The 14,019-nt window shown below is 68.0% G+C and carries 14 protein-coding genes; 3 read left to right on the plus strand and 11 right to left on the minus strand.

Annotated elements, in window-relative coordinates; genetic code table 11:
- Positions 1-17: 17 nt before the first annotated feature.
- From ACTAQI_RS10625 to ACTAQI_RS10640, 4 genes are read right to left on the minus strand one after another with little or no spacing between them, the layout of a single operon-like run.
- Complete coding sequence (locus tag ACTAQI_RS10625) at positions 18-1,085, minus strand: UDP-N-acetylmuramate dehydrogenase (protein WP_457950923.1); 1,068 nt, start codon at positions 1,083-1,085, stop codon at positions 18-20.
- A 22-nt stretch (positions 1,086-1,107) separates the two neighbouring features.
- Positions 1,108-2,382: an MFS transporter gene (locus ACTAQI_RS10630; protein ID WP_457950924.1), complete on the minus strand. Its 1,275-nt coding sequence runs from the start codon at positions 2,380-2,382 to the stop codon at positions 1,108-1,110.
- A gap of 10 nt (positions 2,383-2,392) precedes the next feature.
- The gene (locus ACTAQI_RS10635) at positions 2,393-2,830 is read right to left on the minus strand and encodes a MaoC family dehydratase (RefSeq protein ID WP_457950925.1); all 438 of its coding nucleotides are present in this window, start codon (positions 2,828-2,830) and stop codon (positions 2,393-2,395) included.
- Between the two features lie 2 nt (positions 2,831-2,832).
- A complete protein-coding gene (locus ACTAQI_RS10640) occupies positions 2,833-3,294 on the minus strand; it encodes an FAS1-like dehydratase domain-containing protein (protein ID WP_457950926.1) in 462 nt (153 codons plus the stop codon).
- A 95-nt stretch (positions 3,295-3,389) separates the two neighbouring features.
- Here ACTAQI_RS10640 and ACTAQI_RS10645 point away from each other — a divergent pair, with 95 nt between their 5' ends.
- Together ACTAQI_RS10645 and ACTAQI_RS10650 are read left to right on the plus strand one after the other, a co-directional pair.
- Positions 3,390-3,770, plus strand: a complete 381-nt coding sequence (locus tag ACTAQI_RS10645) for an ArsR/SmtB family transcription factor (protein WP_457950927.1) — start codon at positions 3,390-3,392, stop codon at positions 3,768-3,770.
- A complete protein-coding gene (locus ACTAQI_RS10650; protein WP_457950928.1) occupies positions 3,767-5,458 on the plus strand; it encodes a SulP family inorganic anion transporter in 1,692 nt (563 codons plus the stop codon). Before ACTAQI_RS10645 ends, ACTAQI_RS10650 begins: the two co-directional genes overlap by 4 nt.
- Here ACTAQI_RS10650 and ACTAQI_RS10655 read toward each other — a convergent pair.
- The 5 genes from ACTAQI_RS10655 to ACTAQI_RS10675 all read right to left on the minus strand — a co-directional run bounded on the left by ACTAQI_RS10655 (position 5,448) and on the right by ACTAQI_RS10675 (position 10,458).
- Positions 5,448-5,672 (minus strand): DUF3188 domain-containing protein, encoded by a 225-nt coding sequence (locus ACTAQI_RS10655; RefSeq protein ID WP_457950929.1) that lies wholly within the window; start codon positions 5,670-5,672, stop codon positions 5,448-5,450. The genes ACTAQI_RS10650 and ACTAQI_RS10655 overlap by 11 nt on opposite strands.
- A 55-nt stretch (positions 5,673-5,727) precedes the next feature.
- Positions 5,728-6,687 carry a DUF2797 domain-containing protein gene (locus ACTAQI_RS10660; RefSeq protein WP_457950930.1) on the minus strand — a complete coding sequence of 320 codons (960 nt, stop codon included), beginning with the start codon at positions 6,685-6,687 and terminating at the stop codon, positions 5,728-5,730.
- 27 nt (positions 6,688-6,714) lie between these two features.
- Complete coding sequence (locus ACTAQI_RS10665) at positions 6,715-7,578, minus strand: HpcH/HpaI aldolase/citrate lyase family protein (protein WP_387557703.1); 864 nt, start codon at positions 7,576-7,578, stop codon at positions 6,715-6,717.
- A 168-nt stretch (positions 7,579-7,746) separates the two neighbouring features.
- A complete protein-coding gene (locus ACTAQI_RS10670; RefSeq protein ID WP_457950931.1) occupies positions 7,747-8,688 on the minus strand; it encodes an aldo/keto reductase in 942 nt (313 codons plus the stop codon).
- A 57-nt stretch (positions 8,689-8,745) separates the two neighbouring features.
- Positions 8,746-10,458 carry a glycoside hydrolase family 13 protein gene (locus ACTAQI_RS10675; RefSeq protein WP_457950932.1) on the minus strand — a complete coding sequence of 571 codons (1,713 nt, stop codon included), beginning with the start codon at positions 10,456-10,458 and terminating at the stop codon, positions 8,746-8,748.
- A gap of 96 nt (positions 10,459-10,554) precedes the next feature.
- Between ACTAQI_RS10675 and ACTAQI_RS10680 the strand changes: the two genes are divergently transcribed.
- Positions 10,555-11,766, plus strand: a complete 1,212-nt coding sequence (locus tag ACTAQI_RS10680; RefSeq protein WP_457950933.1) for an ROK family protein — start codon at positions 10,555-10,557, stop codon at positions 11,764-11,766.
- Here the strand turns inward: ACTAQI_RS10680 and ACTAQI_RS10685 are convergent.
- A complete protein-coding gene (locus ACTAQI_RS10685; protein WP_457950934.1) occupies positions 11,753-13,324 on the minus strand; it encodes a Na+/H+ antiporter in 1,572 nt (523 codons plus the stop codon). The genes ACTAQI_RS10680 and ACTAQI_RS10685 overlap by 14 nt on opposite strands.
- A gap of 21 nt (positions 13,325-13,345) precedes the next feature.
- Positions 13,346-14,002, minus strand: a complete 657-nt coding sequence (locus ACTAQI_RS10690; protein WP_457950935.1) for an SDR family oxidoreductase — start codon at positions 14,000-14,002, stop codon at positions 13,346-13,348.
- Positions 14,003-14,019: the final 17 nt, after the last annotated feature.

Genomic DNA, 14,019 nt, shown 5'->3' on the forward strand with positions numbered 1-14,019 from the left:
GGGCCCTGGCGGGGCTCCTACAGTTCGAGGCCAATAAGCAGCGGCTCCGGATGCAGTGAAATACCGAAGCGGCGTTCGACTCCGGCGCGCACCTCCCGTGCCACCGCCACCATGTCAGCGGCACTGGCGGAGCCGCGGTTGGTGATGGCCAGGGTGTGCTTGGTGGACAGGGATGCACGGCCGTCGGCCACGCCGCCGGGCTCCAGGCCAAAGCCCTTGCCGAACCCTGCCTGGTCGATCAGCCATGCTGCGGAGAGCTTCACCAGTCCGTCCTGTCCTGCCGGATACTGCGGCGCCGATTCCGGCAGGGTGTCAGCCACGTCCGCCGCGACGATGGGGTTGGTGAAGAAGGAACCGGTGGAATAGGTATCCCTGTCGGTGGCGTCCCAGACCATGCCCTTGGAGGCGCGCAGCCGGAGTACTTCCCGGCGGACGTCATTGGCGTAGGCGCGCTGGCCCGCCTCCACGCCGAGGGAGCGGGCCAGTTCGGCGTACCGGATGGGTGCGCTCATCCGCCCCAGCGGCAGCTGGAATTCCACGGTGAGGACCACGTACCGGGGCGAGCCGTTGACGGTGGTCTGCTTGAGAATGGAGTCCCGGTAGCCGAACTTCAGCTCGGAGTTGGTGAAGGTCTGCACGGCGTTCCGCTCACGGTCCCAGGTGCGGACGGCCGCGATGGTCTGGGAAACTTCAGCACCGTAGGCACCCACATTCTGGACCGGGGTGGCACCTGTGGAGCCGGGGATCCCGGACAAAGCCTCTATCCCGGACCAGGCGTGCCGGACGGCGTGCTCCACGAGTCTGTCCCAGTTGTGGCCGGCCTGCACCACCACTGCCACTCCCCCGCACGAGTCCTCCGCGTTGACCGTGAACCCCTCCGAGGCGATCCTAACGACGGTCCCGGGGAACCCGTCGTCGGACACCAGGAGGTTGGACCCGCCGCTGATGATCAGGACCTGCTCCCCGGCCGCATCCGCGGACCGGACGGCGTCGATAATTTCTGCCTCGGTCCGGGCCTCGATGAACTTGCCGGCGGGGCCGCCGACGGCGGACGTGGTCAGGGAGGAAAGCAGCGTGGGAGTCACCCGTCAACAATACTAGGGAAACCTAGTGGAGCTTCCGGGCCACCGGGGACAGCACGAAGCTCACAGCGAGCATCACCATTACGGCAAGGAGTGAGTGAAGGATGCCCACGTGTTCGGCCAGCATCCCCAACAGGGGCGGCCCGCACAGGAACGCCCCGTAGCCGATTGTGGAGACGACGGAGACCCGTGCCGCCGCCTTGGCAGGATCGTCGGCCGCGGCGGACATGCCCACCGGGAAGCCCAATGAGGCGCCCAAGCCCCAGACAGCGAGGCCCGCATACGCGAGCCACGGCGCAGGGGCGAAGACGAAGATGCCGAGCCCTGCCACGGCCATCGCGGCGCACCAGCGCATAACCGGGACCCGCCCAAACCGGTCCAGCAGGGGCGTCCCGGCGAACCGGCCGATGGTCATGAACATGACGAAGAGGCCATAGCCGGCGGCACCGGCAGCATCGCTCTGCCCATGGCCGTCCGCCAGGGCAAGGGCCACCCAGTCCCCCGCCGCGCCCTCGGCCAGCGCAAGGCCGAGGACCAGGACGCCGAGCAGCAGCGTGCGCCGGTCCCGCCAGGCCTGGGCGATCTTGCGCTTGTTGTCCAGCGGCGCATCCGCCGTGGTGCCGGCAGTGATCACCGGAATGGGACCGGTGGTGGGGTCCCCGAAGTTGTCCGGGGAGTAAGAGCGCTCCCCCGCCACCGGGGTGACGTCGGCACGGAACCAGGTTGCCGCCGTCGCCACCGAAACTGCCACCACGGCCCCGGCCGCCGCAAGGTGCCAGAACACCGGCAGGGACACCGCCGCGGCAAGGGCACCCAGCCCGGCGCCTGCCACGGTCCCCAGGCTGAAGGCGCCATGGAGCCGCGGCATGATGTGCCGGCCCACCGCGCGCTCCACGGCCGCGCCTTCCACGTTGGAGGCGGTGTTCCAGCTCCCGGTTCCCAAGCCGATGACGGCCAGGCCAACGGCCGTTGCCACCGGACTTACCAGCACGGTCGTGCCAAAACCGGCAACCAGCAGGCCGACGCCCACCATGATGCTGCCGGTCCGAATGGTGCGCTTGGATCCCAGCCGCAGCACAATGAGTCCGGAGGCGGAAACGGAGGCAAAGGACCCCAACGTCATGCACAGCAGGATGACGCCGATGTTGCCGGGGCTGAGGTCCAGTGCGTCGCGGATTGCGGGCAGCCGGGACACCCAGGAAGCGAAAGCCACGCCGCTGGCCCCGTAGGCCACCACCACGGCATTCCGCCAGTGCCTGACCTGGAGTGACGTGGCCTCGGTTCCGGCTCCTGCGCTCAAGAGTGCGGGCTCAAGACAGCTTGACGACGGCCTGGGCCTTCATCAGGACTTTCTGCCCGGCCGAGACAACGGTGAGGTCAACGCGGGCGGTGCCGGCATCGGCGTCGAGCTTGCCGATGGTGCCGCTGACCTCGATGGTGGCGCCGGGCTCCGGCGTTCCGGTGGTGTCGGCGACCAGGACGGGCTTGGTGAAGCGGGTCTGGAAGTCGACGACGGCGGCGGGGTCGCCTGCCCAGTCAGTCACCAGCTGGACGGCCGAGCCCATGGTGAACATGCCGTGCGCAATGACGCCGGGCAGTTCCACGCCGGTGGCAAAGGCCTCGTTCCAGTGAATGGGGTTGAAATCGCCCGAGGCGCCTGCGTACTTCACCAGGTCCGTGCGCGTGACCTCGATGGTGCGGCTGCCGATTTCCTGGCCGGCGCTGAGTTCATTGAAGGTGGGGCTCATGGTTACTGTCCCTCTCCGCGGACCAGGATGGATGACGTAGTGGTGGTGACGGGTTCCCGCGAGTCACCGGAACCCAGGGCGAAGATCTCGGAGCGGGTGGTGATCATGGCACCGCCGCCCATGGCCCGGACACCGTCCACATGCAGTTCGGCAACGAGCTGGTCTCCCGCAATGATGGGCCGGTGATGGGTGAAGCGCTGGTCGGCATGGACCACGCGCGAGAAGTCGATGCCGGCGTCCGGATCCTCGATGAGCTGGGCGTCGGCACGCTGGGCGATGATGATGGCGAAGGTGGGCGGTGCCACCAGGTCAGTGTGGCCCAGGGCCTTGGCTGCCTCCACGTCAAAGTGTGCAGGGTGGGTGGCCTTCACGGCGCGGGCGAACTCGCGGATTTTCTCGCGGCCGACGTCGTACACCTCTGCGGCAGGGTAGCTTCGGCCCTGCAGGTCCGGATTGATAGTCATGGATTCCAGCCTATCGCCGACGCAGCCCGGACAGGTTCTGCAACCCGCTGATATGATGGTTTCATCATTTCATCAAGCCGCTAGGAGTTACTCCGTTGCTGTCTTCCGCCCAAGCGCCGCTGTACGAGATCAAGGCCAATTTGTTCAAGGGCCTGGCGCACCCGGCGAGGATAAGGATCCTGGAGCTGCTGGCCGCGTCACCGCAGGAAACTGCGGCCGTCAGTTACCTGCTGGCAGAGACCGGGCTTGAGGCCTCGCACCTCTCCCAGCACCTGGCCACCCTGCGGAAGCACAGAGTAGTGACCTCGGTACGCACCGCCAACGCAGTGACATACCAACTGGCACACCCAGGTGTGTCACAGCTGCTTGCGATCGCGCGGACCTTCCTGCTGGACAGTCTGGCTGACTCCAACGAACAGCTCCGGCTGGCACAGCAACTGCCGGCGGAGCACCTGTCCGGCGGATCAGCCTCGTGACGGCCACCGCTGCCACCGGCCGCGCCACTGCCAGGGCCGCCCAGAGGCTTACCAGGTTCCTCCCGTCCCGGCAGGATTACGCCGGCCTTCGCACATCCTGGCGCACCGACCTGCTGGCCGGCATCACCGTAGGCATTGTCGCCCTGCCGTTGGCCCTCGCGTTCGGGGTGAGCTCCGGGGTGGGCGCCGAGGCCGGACTCATCACCGCAATCGTGGCCGGCATGGTGGCAGCCCTTATGGGCGGGTCATCGGTGCAGGTTTCGGGGCCCACCGGCGCCATGGTGGTGGTCCTGGCACCCGTGGTGGCCGTCCACGGCCCAGGCAGCGTAGCCCCGCTGTCATTGATGGCAGGGCTGCTGGTCTGCATTATGGGATTCAGCGGCCTGGGCCGGGCCGTCGCCTTCATCCCCTGGCCGGTGGTGGAGGGCTTCACGCTGGGGATCGCGGCCATTATCTTCCTCCAGCAGGTTCCGCTCGCAACGGGCACGTCCGGCGTCCCGGGACACAACACCGTGATCGCCGCCGTTGAAGCTGCCTCAGCCGCACAGGCTCCCACAGTCCTGCTGACGCTCGCGCTCGTGGCGGTAGTCGCCGTCGTGATGGTCTTGCTGCAGAAGCTGTTCCGCGCGATCCCGGCGAGCCTGGTCGCGGTCCTCCTGGCCACGGCGTCGGCCGAACTCCTGCAGCTGGATGTCCCGCGGATCGGTCCGCTGCCCCATGCCCTTCCGGCACCGTCCTTCCCCGCCTTCGAGCTTGCCTCCGTTGGCAGCCTGGCGATGCCCGCCGTGGCCGTCGCAGTCCTTGCCGCCATCGAATCACTGCTCTCAGCCAGGGTGGCCGCCGGGATGGCCGGCCCGGACGGCAGGCCCACCGGACACTACAGCCCCGATCGGGAGCTAACGGGACAGGGCCTGGCCTCCATCGCCGCCGGCCTGTTTGGCGGCATGCCCGCCACCGGAGCCATTGCCAGAACTGCGGTCAACGTACGTTCAGGGGCCAAGACCCGCCTTGCCGCAGCTGTGCACGCCGTCGTGTTGCTGGGCATCACCTACCTGGCGTCCGGAATGGTCAGCCGCATCCCGCTGGCAGCACTGGGCGGGGTCCTGATGGTCACGGCAGTACGGATGGTGTCGCGGCGTACCATGATCGCCATCCTGCGCTCCACCCGTGCGGACGCCGCAGTCTTCGTCCTCACGGCCGTCATCACTGTGGCCTTCGACCTGATCGTTGCCATCCAGATTGGGCTTGCCGCGGCGGCACTGTTCGCACTGCGGACATTTGCCTCGCTGAGCGGTGTCCAGCGCGAAGAGATCCCGGGTCCGGCGGCCGAAGGAGACGGGCACATCGCGGTCTTCCGACTGGACGGGGCGATGTTCTTTGGAGCCGCCGAGCGCATCCTCCAGGAGATCAGCCAGGTCAAGGACGTCCAGGTGGCCATTATCAGGCTCTCCCAGCTGCGGATGCTTGACGCGACCGGCGCGCACGCCTTGGTGGAGGTCATCGCGGCCCTGGAACTGTGCGGCATCACGGTGCTGCTCAAGGGCGTCCGGCCGGACCACCTGGACCTGGTGACCAACGTGGGCGTGATCCGTTCCCTTCGGCACCACAAACACCTGTTCCAGCGCCTTCCCGATGCCGTGGAACACGCCCGGAGCCACGTGCTGCGGAACGCGGCAGCTAGCGCCTGAGGTTCCTGCGGATCGCCTGGCCGCGGACCACGATGCCCACGACATGCAGGACCAGCCCAAGCCCGATCAGCGGCAGGGAGCCCATGGCCAGTGCCTGGTTGCCGCTGGTGTTGCCCACCAGGTTGAGGATGATACCGACGGCGATCAGTCCCATGGCGCTGAAGACCAGGACTTTGTAGCGGGTTGGCGCGGTGGCCCAGAATTCGTTCAGCACCGTCCAAGTCTACCGAGTCCCCACCCACCGGGCGGGCGGGACCGGACCCGGGCCGTCAGAACAATGACTCCTGCACTGCCGGCACGTCCGAGGCGTACTCCCCCAGCGTGATGGTCCTGGCCGCCAGCTGGGACAGGTTCACCACGAACTCAGCGTGCGTGCCATCCAGCCGGGCCAGCGCGTTGGCCCCGGTCAGGGCGGCGATCCCGAAGCCGTGCCGCCCCTGGTCCAGCATGTGCGGGTACGCGTGGCGGGGCTGGCTTCCGTAAAGGGCATCAGCATGTGCGGGCCGGAGCCACCGCTCCTCCACAGCCTGGAAGCCGTCGACGGCGGTGCGCGCCAGCAGCGCCAGCACCTCGCCGGCCGCGCGGGCATTGACGGCATCCATCTCCGCGGCCGGGAGCGGCTGCAGCAGTGCGTCCGCCTTGGCTGCGGAGCGCACCTGCTGCGTCAGCCCCAACCGGGCGCTCACCAGATCCTCGATGACCCGCACCACCCGGCCATCCTGCGCCCTGGCAACATACCGCGCCACAGCGGCCCCCTGCTCGGCCAGCCGGTTCCATTTCCGGGGGCCGGAGGCCGTTCCAACTTTGGTGGCGCCTCCGGCGAAGGTGGCCACGTAGAGCCAGTGTTCCTGCATCAGGTAGTCGCGCAAGCCGGGCGTCACCCTGCCGCCGCGGTGGAAGTCGTGCATCAGCCGGGACTCGTCCAGCACGAAGCACCGTTCACATTGCTTGCCCCGCAGCGCCCGGGCAGCGGAGCCGCAGAGGACGTGGCGCCGGGAGCTTGCCGACTGGACCTGGACGTGGCCCAGGCAGAACCTGCCGGGCTCCACCACCTTGAAGCCGACCCGGCTGCCTGCCCCGAGGCTGAGCTCCCGGAAGTCCCCCTCAGGTGACTGGAGGCGCAGGACCGGGCCGCCGCCGTCGTCCGCTCCACTGGAAGGGCCAGCCGCCTTGGAAACCGGCGGTCCATCCCAAAAGACCCCGTGGACCAGATAGCGGGTATCGGTCACGGGGTCTCCTGAAGTGATGGGTGGGCGCTACAGCGCGGGCTGCACCCCAAAGGCTACCGCGAGCTTCATGATCTTCTCAGCGCGGCCCAGGCGGGGGAGGTCGGATCCGTCGCGGATGACGCGGCCGTTGGCTTCGAAGTCGTTCATGAAGTCGGTGGCCCAGGCGACGTCCGACGGCGTGGGGCTGATGACCTCGTTGATGACCGGGGTCTGGTCGATGGCCAGGCAGAGCTTGCCGGTCATGCCCATCATCACGGTGATCCCGGTCTGCTCGCGCAGGATGGGGTGGTTGGTGCCCACAGTGGGGCCGTCAATGGGGCCCGGCAGGTTGCCCACGCGGCTGGCGACCACGAGCTTGGCGCGGGGGTAGGCCATGGCCTCCGGGGTGGCGGCCATGCCGGTGTCGCGGCGGAAGTCGCCGGAGCCGAAGGCCAGGCGGAACGCGCCCTGGGCCTTGGCGATGTGGTTGGCTTCCTCGATACCGAGGGCGGATTCCACCAAGGGGATCACGGGGGTCTTGCCGTCCATGCGGTGGAAGCTCTCGGTGACCTGGTCCGCGGATTCGGTCTTGGCGAGCATGACGCCCAGCAGGCCCGGCGTGCCGCGCAGCCCGGCGAGGTCATCGGCCCAGAACGGGCTGGTGGCGTCGTTGATGCGGACCCACGCTTTGCCGCCGGCGGTGAGCCAGTCGATGACGTTGTTCCGGGCCTGGTCCTTCTGCGAGGGGTCCACCGCGTCTTCAATATCCAGGATGATCGAGTCGGCGCGGGACACGGCCGACTGGTCGAACAGCTCCGGCTTCATGGCATTGACCAGCAGCCAGGAGCGGGCGATCTCTGCGGGGATATTGCGTTCCGGCCTAACGGTTTCGGCGGCGATGGTAGACGTCATGCTTTCTACAGTATCCGCCCCGTGAGCAGCAAGGCGAAGAAAACGGCCGGCTTGTGAGGATCAATACGAACTAAACGGGTTGTGACCGGGCCCTAACGGAAAGCAGGTAGCAGTAAGTGTCTTTATGAGGCTCCATAACGACACTTACTGCTACCCAGTTGGGAGGCGTCAGGGAATGTTGCTGCCGCGCGCCGTGACCCAGAGTTTGTACCAGTCAGCGCGGGTGAGCGCCTGCGCCACCCTGGCGGCGTCGGCGCAGGCGCGGATCCGGTCCGGGTTGACCGTCCCGATCACCGGCGCGATCCCGGCCGGATGCTTCATCAACCATCCGAGCAGAACGGCTTCACCCGAGGTGCCGTACTGGACGGCGAGCTCAGCCACCAGTTCGGCAGTGGCCGCCTCGGCTGAAGTGGGGCTTTCCGGTTCGGCACCGGTGTAGACGCCCCGGGCCAGGGAACCGTACGCCTGCATCGTGATGTTGTTGCGGCTGCAGTACTCCAGCGTCCCGTGCGGGAAGCTGTAGTCCAGGTGTTCCGGGTGGTTGACCAGGACTTGGCTTTCCAGCCATGCCCGCTTGAGCAGGCTCATCTCCAGCTGGTTGGCCACAACCGGGGTTTCCAGCCGGTCCTGCAGCACGTCGATCTGCGCGGCGGACATGTTGGAGACGCCCAACTGCCGGACCTTGCCTTCGGCCATAAGCTGCCCGACGGCGGCTGCCACCTCCGCGGGATCCGCCAGGGGATCCGGGCGGTGCAGCAGGAGGATATCCACGTAGCCGGTCCGCAGCCGTTCCAGGCTGCCGTTGACCCGCTCCAGGATGGATTCCCGGCTGAGGTCGTAGTGGGTCTGCAGCCCGCGCTCGTTCAGCCGGATGCCGCATTTGGTCTGCAGCCGGAGCCGCTCCCGCAGGCCCGGTGTGGCAGCCAGGACCTCGCCGAACACAGCCTCGGACTTGCCGCTGCGGTAGATGTCCGCATGGTCGAACAGGGTGATCCCGGCGTCCAGGGCGGCCTGGACGGCAGCGGCGGCCTGGTCCACATGGTGGCTGCCATGCGGCTCGTCAGACCAGCTGCCGCCCAGTCCCATGCATCCGTAGATGACTTCCTGCATCAGGCCCGCTCCCCCGTCAGGACAGCCGGCCTTCCCAGGACTCCAAGCAAGCCCAACTCAACGCAGCCAGGCGGTGGTGTTGGCCGGCAGCTTGCCGTCCTCCAGCGGGCCGCTGGTGACCAGCACCTCGCCGGCGGGAAGGTCGACGGCGGTGTCCCCGAAGTTGGTCACGGACTGCCAGCCGTTGGGCCGCTTGAAGTGCAGGACGTCCGGATTGCCGTTTTCCACCCACTCAAGGTCCTCGTCCGTCATCAGTTCGTGGCGCAGCTTCAGGGCCTTGCGGTAGAGCTCCAGGGTGGACCCTTCGGTGCCGTCCTGGGCCTCGACGGCGTACTTGCTGAACCAGTCCGGCTGCGGCAGGTGGGTCCCGCCGTCGCCGAATCCGAAGGACGCGCCTTCCACCTTCCAGGGCAGCGGCACACGACAGCCGTCGCGGCCGATTTCCACGCCCTTGTTGCGGAAGAAGGACGGGTCCTGCCGTTCCGATTCGGGAATCTCGGCCACTTCCTGCAGGCCCAGTTCCTCGCCCTGGTACAGGTAAGCGGACCCTGGAACAGCGAGCATCAGCAACGTGGCGGCGCGGGCGCGGCGTTCACCGAGGTCAACGTCCAGCTGGTCCTTGGGGCCGCCGGCAAGCAGCCAGTCCTTGCCGTCCTGGCCCTTGGCGCCGGCCTTCGCCTTGGCCACCTGCGGCAGGCCGTAGCGGGTGGCGTGCCGCACCACGTCGTGGTTGGAGAACACCCACGTGGACGAGGCACCGGTAGCTGCGGCCTCGGCAAGGTTGCGGGTGATGATTTCCTTGTATTCGGCGGCGTCGAAGTCGGCCTGCAGCAGGTCGAAGTTGAACGCCTGGCCCAGGCCCTGGGGGCTGGCGTAGCGGGCACGGCGGGTGGCGTGGACCCATGCTTCGGCGACGGCGGTGCGCGGCGGGTTGTACTCGTTGAATACTTCACGCCATTCGGCGTAGATCTCGTGGACTTCGTCGCGGTCCCAGAACGGGTGCGTGCCGTCGTCAAATCCGTCCACGCCGGTGTTGGCGGCGCTCAGTTCCAGCTTGGAGAGCAGCGGCTCGGTGAGGTCCTTGGTGAGGGCGTGCGCCACGTCGACGCGGAATCCGTCCACGCCCCGGTCGGACCAGAAGCGCAGCGTCTTGAGGAAGTCATCCCGGATCTCCCGGTTGGACCAGTTAAGGTCCGGCTGTTCCTTGGCAAAGATGTGCATGTACCACTGGCCGGGGGTGCCGTCCGGCTCGGTGATGCGCTCCCAGGCGGGTCCGCCGAACACCGAGTCCCAGTCCGACGGCGGGAACTCACCGTTGGGGCCCTTGCCGTCGCGGAAGATGTAGCGGTCCCGCTCCGGGGATCCCTTGGGTGCGGCCAGGGCCTCCTGGAACCATTTGTGCCGGTTGGAGGAGTGGTTGGGGACGATGTCCGCGATCAGCTTGATGCCGGCGTCGTGCAGGGCCTTGGCCATCTCATCGAAGTCGGCCAGGGTGCCGAGCTTGGGATCAACGTCGCGGTAGTCATCCACGTCGTAGCCGCCGTCGGCGAGCGCGGAGGGGTAGAACGGGCTCAGCCAGACGGCGTCGATTCCCAGCGACTTCAGGTACGGGACCTTAGCAGTGATGCCCTTGAGGTCACCGATGCCGTCGCCGTTGGAGTCAGCGAAGCTGCGCGGATAGATCTGGTAGACGGAGGCCTGGCGCCACCAGTTGGGGTCGGCCGGACGGTCAGAGTCGGACAGGGTTGCCAGCGTGGCAGTGGTGGACAAGGGGTGATCCTTTTCTGTGCAGCAGGTACATTTATATTGAATCTAAATTTACTTCCTCAAATATTATCTGGTGCTTTGGACAGGAAGGTCAACAGCATGCCTGAACTGATTCCGGCCACTCCCCAGTTGCTGCGGAGGGTCAGTGCCGGCGCGGTCCTGGACTTCATGCGCGCGTCAGCGGCTGTGACGGTCACGGACGTCATGGCGGCCACCGGCCTGACCCGTGCCACCACCATCGCCGTCTGCGAGGACCTGGTCCGGCGCGGCTGGATCCGGGAACTGGAAAACCAGCGAGAGTTTGGCGGTTACCACAAGGGCCGCCCTGCCCGCCGGTTTGAACTCAACGGGCGTGCGGGCGTGGTCCTGGGCATGGACATCGGCTACTCCAAGGTCACCGTGGTGGTTTCCGATCTCCGGGGCAAGACCCTGGGCCGGTCCAGCAGCCCCTTCCAGGCAGTGGACGTCGGATCCCAGGAGCGCATTGCTTTCATAGACGGCGTGGCCGGGGATGCCTTGGACTCTGCGGGAACCGATTCCGGGCAGGTGCTGGCCGTCTGCGCCGGAGTGGCCGCGCCGGTGGACCGGCACGGGGAGGTGGTGGCCACGCAGGAGTTCTGGGGGCTGTTCGACCTGGGACTGCGGCCGGCCCTCAAACGGGCCCGGGGATGGACGGTACTCCTGGAAAACGATGCCAACCTTGCGGCGCTGGGTGAGCGTTGGCAGGGGGCAGCCTCGGGGATTGACGACGTGGTGGTGATCCTGGCCAGCGAGCGGCTGGGCTCCGGCATTGTGGAGGGCGGCCGGCTGGTCCACGGAACCCGGGGCAGCGCAGGAGAGCTTGCGTACCTGGACCTGGTGGAGGGCGTAGGCGACACCTACGGCATCGCCCACCTGGCCCGCACCTGGGCAGCCGAAGCCCTGGCCACCGCCGCCCCGACTGCCCTCCGCGCCATCCGGCCCGGGCGCGTGGAGGCCGAGCAGGTCTTCGCCGCCGCAGCCCAGGGCGATGCCGTGGCCATGGGCATCCTGGACCGGCTGGCGGACAGGATGGCGCGGGTGGTGGGCACCGTGGCCACCATGCTCAACCCGGAGCTGGTGGTGATCGGTGGCGGCGTGGCCGATTCCGCCCATGTACTCCTCGGCCCCATCAGCGAGCGCCTGGCGGAGTTCACCGCCACCCCCGCACGCGTGGCAGTGTCCCCGCTGGGCGACTCCATCGTGACGGTAGGGGCGGTGCGCTGCGCCCTGGACTACGTGGAGGGGAACTCGCTGGACCTGGCGCTGCCCGTGCCGGCTACTCCGGCATGACCATGGTGCGCAGGTCCAGCTGCCGGAGCACCCGGTCCGCCACCTCGGGGTCCATGTCCGGTTCGTTCCGCGCGGCTACCACTTCCTGCCGGGCGGCGTCCAGGGCGATGGTCTGGACGGCAATGGCCAGCTCACGTCCGCGCTGGCGCTTTTCCGCCAATGGCTCGTTCCGCAGGCTGCCGTCGGTCAGTTCCGCGTGCAGGCGCCTCATCCGGTCCCTGACCAGCGCCACCTTCTCCGGCGGCAGGTCCGTCATGAGGTCGTGCTGCTTCAGGGCTGCGACGGCCGCTGCCTGGGCGCGTGTGGCCAGCAGCCGGACGGCGTCGCGTTCCGCCGTTCCGTCTTCGGTGGCCTTCAGGACGCGCATCAGCCACGGCAGTGTCAGGCCGGGAAGGACCAGGGTGGCGAGCAGCACCGCGCAGGCAATGACCAGCAGGTAGTCCCGGCCGGGGAACGGCGTACCGTCTGCCAGGGTCAGCGGCAGGGCCAGGGCCAATGCCAGGGTGGCCAGGCCGCGCATGCCGCACCAGGTCAGGATGAGGACCTCCTTGAGGGAGGTAGGCTGCAGGAGGTTCTTTCGTTGCCGGGCGCCCAGTGCCAGGACGGCCAGCCACAGGAAACGGACTGCGAAGACCAGGACGCACACCACGATGGAAACGCCGATCATGCCGAAGATTTCCGTCCCCTCGTCCCGGACGACGTGGCGGATTTCCAGCCCCACCAGGCCGAACGCCAGCCCGGTGACCAGCAGCTCCACCACGTCCCAGAAGGCGTTCCTGGTGACGCGTTCGGCTGCGTCCTGCGGGCGGGCATGGCGCTGCATTTCAAGGGCGGTGACCACCACGGCAATGACGCCGGAGGCGTGCACCTCCTCGGCAAGGATGTACGCGGCGAAGGGCACCACCAGGGTCACCGCGCTCCGGGCCACCATGGATGTGACCAGCCGGGTGACCAGCGCGATCAGCCAGCCCATGGCGATGCCCACCACGACGGCAAGCGCCGCGCCCATCAGGAACTGCAGGACGACGTCGGCCTGCACCCTGGTGCCGCCCACGGCGGCTGCCACGGCTGCCTGGAAGATGACGATGGCGGCGGCGTCGTTGAACAGGCCTTCGCTTTGGAGGACCGTGATCAGGCGGCGGGGCATGTGCACGCGGCCCGCCACGGATTCCACCGCCACGGGATCGGGTGGCGCCACCATGGCGCCGAGGGCGATGGCCGCGGGGACCCCGATGCCTGGAATCATCAGCCATGCCGCGCCGGCCACCACGGCCGTGCTGATCACCACCAGCGCCACGGCCAACATGATCAGCGTCCGCCACCGGACGCGGAACACCGCCCACGAACTCCGTTGGGCGGTGGCGAACAGCAGCGGCGGCAGGAAGATGGGCAGGATCAGCTCGGGTTCAATCTCCAGGTCGGGGAAGCCCGGGATGAACGTCAGGGCCACCGCCAGGAGGAGCATCAGGACCGGGTATGGCAGCCGCAGCCTGTCCCCCAGGCCTACAGCCACCACGGTGGCCAGCAGCAGTCCGATAATGAGCGCGAGCTGATCCATACGCCTCTTCCCCGCCGCCGGCTACGCGCGCGGTTCCAGTGCCGCCGCCACGGGCAGGGTGCCGTCGCGGAATTCAATGGTCCGGCCGGCGGTCTGGGGCAGGTCCAGCACAGCGGCTGCCACGATGGCTGTGTTGGCACGGGACGTGTCCCGGTCCCCTTCCGGAGAGGGGTCGACGTCGATCCGTCCCGTTCCGGGTTTGTCCGTCAGCGCGCCGGGGCCAAGGATGGTCCACGCCAGCCCGGTGCCGCGCAGGTACTCGTCCGCTGCCGCCTTGGCCTCCGCGTAGGCAAAGAAGCTGTTGTCCTCCGGCACCCCGTGGTCCTTGCCGGCACCGAAGTAGGAGACCATGACGTACCGGTCCACGCCTGCCTGGGCAGCGGCATCCATGGACCGGATGGCGGCGTCCCGGTCCACCGCGTAGGTGCGCTCGGGACTGCCGCCGCCCGCGCCGGCGGACCAGACCACGGCGTCATGCCCGGCAAGGGCATCGGCGATGGCCGCCGTCGTCGAATTTTCCACGTCCAGGACCGACGGCGTGGCGCCGGTGCCGGCGACGTCGTCTGCGTGGTCCGGGTTTCGGATGAACGAGGTGACGGAGTGGCCCTCGCCGGTGAGGAGTGCGGACAGGAGGAGGGCCACTTTTCCGTGGCCGCCGATGATGGCGATGCTTGTCATGCACCCATTCTGCCCGC

This window comes from Pseudarthrobacter sp. alpha12b (assembly GCF_054130495.1).

Coding starts and splice junctions, on each gene's coding strand:
- ACTAQI_RS10635 (WP_457950925.1), bottom strand. CDS start 2,830: ATGAGCCCCACCTTCAATGAACTCAGCGCCGGCCAGGAAATCGGCAGC.
- ACTAQI_RS10640 (WP_457950926.1), bottom strand. CDS start 3,294: ATGACTATCAATCCGGACCTGCAGGGCCGAAGCTACCCTGCCGCAGAG.
- ACTAQI_RS10665 (WP_387557703.1), bottom strand. CDS start 7,578: ATGACGTCTACCATCGCCGCCGAAACCGTTAGGCCGGAACGCAATATC.
- ACTAQI_RS10670 (WP_457950931.1), bottom strand. CDS start 8,688: ATGCAGGAAGTCATCTACGGATGCATGGGACTGGGCGGCAGCTGGTCT.
- ACTAQI_RS10680 (WP_457950933.1), top strand. CDS start 10,555: ATGCCTGAACTGATTCCGGCCACTCCCCAGTTGCTGCGGAGGGTCAGT.
- ACTAQI_RS10685 (WP_457950934.1), bottom strand. CDS start 13,324: ATGGATCAGCTCGCGCTCATTATCGGACTGCTGCTGGCCACCGTGGTG.
- ACTAQI_RS10690 (WP_457950935.1), bottom strand. CDS start 14,002: ATGACAAGCATCGCCATCATCGGCGGCCACGGAAAAGTGGCCCTCCTC.